Origin of the sequence: Streptomyces sp. NPDC007162 (genome assembly GCF_040634175.1) — a bacterium.
GTDB lineage: Bacteria > Actinomycetota > Actinomycetes > Streptomycetales > Streptomycetaceae > Streptomyces.
Map to the genome: position 1 here is coordinate 1 of NZ_JBEYFC010000892.1, position 2,193 is coordinate 2,193.

General features: G+C 69.8%; 3 protein-coding genes. 1 reads left to right on the forward strand and 2 read right to left on the reverse strand.

Going from position 1 to position 2,193, the window contains the following annotated elements; genetic code table 11:
* On the reverse strand, positions 1 to 980 hold a 980-nt coding region (locus ABZ646_RS45475), incomplete at its 3' end, for an alpha-amylase family glycosyl hydrolase (protein ID WP_360533344.1).
* A complete protein-coding gene (locus ABZ646_RS45480) occupies positions 977 to 1,480 on the reverse strand; it encodes a pep a2 (protein ID WP_360533347.1) in 504 nt (167 codons plus the stop codon). The genes ABZ646_RS45480 and ABZ646_RS45475, both read right to left, overlap by 4 nt.
* Before the next feature lie 313 nt (positions 1,481 to 1,793).
* Between ABZ646_RS45480 and ABZ646_RS45485 the strand changes: the two genes are divergently transcribed.
* A complete protein-coding gene (locus tag ABZ646_RS45485) occupies positions 1,794 to 2,087 on the forward strand; it encodes a DUF5133 domain-containing protein (protein WP_360533350.1) in 294 nt (97 codons plus the stop codon).
* The last annotated feature ends 106 nt before the right edge of the window (positions 2,088 to 2,193 follow it).

Below are 2,193 nucleotides of genomic sequence, written 5' to 3' on the forward strand. Positions count from 1 at the left end.
AGCACGTAGGGGTGCCGCATCAGCAGGCTGTTCCCGGTTCCGGTGGTGTCGTAGTAGTGCGCCCAGTCGCTGTCGACCAGGCGGTAGTACGACGCGTTGTCGATGCCCCGGAAGGAGAGGGTGGGGCCCATCTCGTTGCCCTCGGCGGTGTGGTTGTAGACCACGTCGAGGATCACTTCGAGGCCGGCCGCGTGCAGCGCCTTGACCATCGCCTTGAACTCGTTGACCTGCTGGCCCCGGCTGCCGAAGGCGGCGTAGGCGTTGTGCGGGGCGAAGAAGCCGATGGTGTTGTAGCCCCAGTAGTTGGACAGGCCCCGGTCCTGCAGCACGCCGTCCTGCACGAACTGGTGCACCGGCATCAGTTCGACCGCGGTGACGCCCAGCGAGCTCAGGTGCTCGATGACCGCCGGGTGCGCGAGGCCGGCGTACGTGCCCCTGAGCCGTTCGGGTACCTCCGGATGAGTACGGGTCAGACCGCGGACATGGGCCTCGTAGATCACCGAGTCGGAGTACGTCCGCCGGGGCGGACGGTCGTCGCCCCAGTCGAAGTAGGGGTCGGTGACCACACCGAGCATGGAGTGCCCCGCGCTGTCCGCCGGGGACGGCCCGCCGGGCGTGCGCTCGTACAGGGACGCGTGGTTGTCGATCTGGCCGTCGACCGCCCGGGCGTACGGGTCCAGGAGGAGCTTCGCCGGATTGCAGCGGTGACCGACGTCCGGGTCCCAGGGCCCGGTGACCCGGTAGCCGTAGCGCTGCCCGGGACCGACACCGGGCAGGTAGGCGTGCCAGACGAAGCCGTCGACCTCGGTCACCGGCACCGGGGTGCGGGTCCCCGCGTCGTTCACCAGGACCAGCTCGACCTGCTCGGCGACCTCGCTGAACAGGGCGAAGTTGGTGCCCTGTCCGTCGAAAGAGGCGCCCAACGGGTAGGGGTGCCCGCTCCACACGGGCACCCCTTTCCGGGACTTCCTCGCCGTCACCGGGCGCCCTCCAGAACGCCGCCGACGGGTTCGGCCAACTGGGCGACCGGAAGGCGGCGGGGCACCGGGAGCGTCCGGCGCAGACTGGGCGCCGGGGCGGTCGGGACCAGCGGGACCCGCTCGCCGGACCGGGCACGCTGCGAGAACCAGATGATCTTGCTGCCCGTCTCCGAGGCGCAGCAGCCCCAGCCGTCGCTGGTGGCGGCGAGGTGCGCCAGGCAGGACCGCAGGTCCTGGTCGGGGCGCAGGTCACGGTCGTCGTCACCGATGGCGGTGATGAGGTGCTGCCCGTTCCACCACATCTCGATGGACGTGTGCTTGTCGGTCGCGTGCCGGTCGATGGCGGTCAGCAGCAGTTCGGCACCGCGGCAGACGGGGTCCACGAGGTTGTCGAGGTCCCAGTAGCGGAGATGGGCGGCCAGGATGCGGCCGACCTGTCCCACCCGTTCCTGGCTGACCTCGACGTCGAGGTGGTAGTAGCAGGGCACTGCGGTCTTCATTGTCGCTTGCTCCTCACCGGCGTCGGGCTCGCGCTCACCGTCCGGAAATCCGTTCCGGACGCACAGCGTGAGCACTGCTCGCTTCTGAGTCACCCTCCACATTGCGGTCGCTACGCCATTCGTGCAACACGAGAGCCGCGGGAGAGCCGTGAGGCGTGGTTGAAGATCCAACAAGACGCTCGGTCATGATGCGTGCACCATGAGTGAAAGCCTCGATTCGCCGTAACGGCTCCGTGCCTCTCCGTGCCCGGACGCTCCCCCGACCCTCGGGGACACGTGCCCATTCGAGAGCGTCGGAAGGAAAGACACGGCCATGCTGCTACCCGCGAAGGCCGAGGTGGCCCGGCAGCTGCGGCGCTACCGGGCGTGGGAGCGAGTGATGCTCGCCTCGCCGCACGACCGCGAGGTGCGGTCCACCTTCGAGGACTCGGGCTACACGCTGTGCGTGCTGATGGGCAAGCGCTGCGCCCGGGAGGCGGTGGACGCGGCCGAGCGCTATCTGCGCACCAGTCTCGTCACCTATCTGCGGGAACAGGGCGGGCGTGCCCAGCTGAGCGGGCAGGTCCGGCGCGGGCCGCCGTCGGACCGGCGTTCCGCGAGGCAGTGATCCCACGGACGGACCCCGCGGGAAGACACCTGTCTCCAGGCTCCGCAGGATGCGGGAGACCTGGCTGCGTTCGCGGCCCAGCAGCGCGGCGACCTCGGCGGCAGTG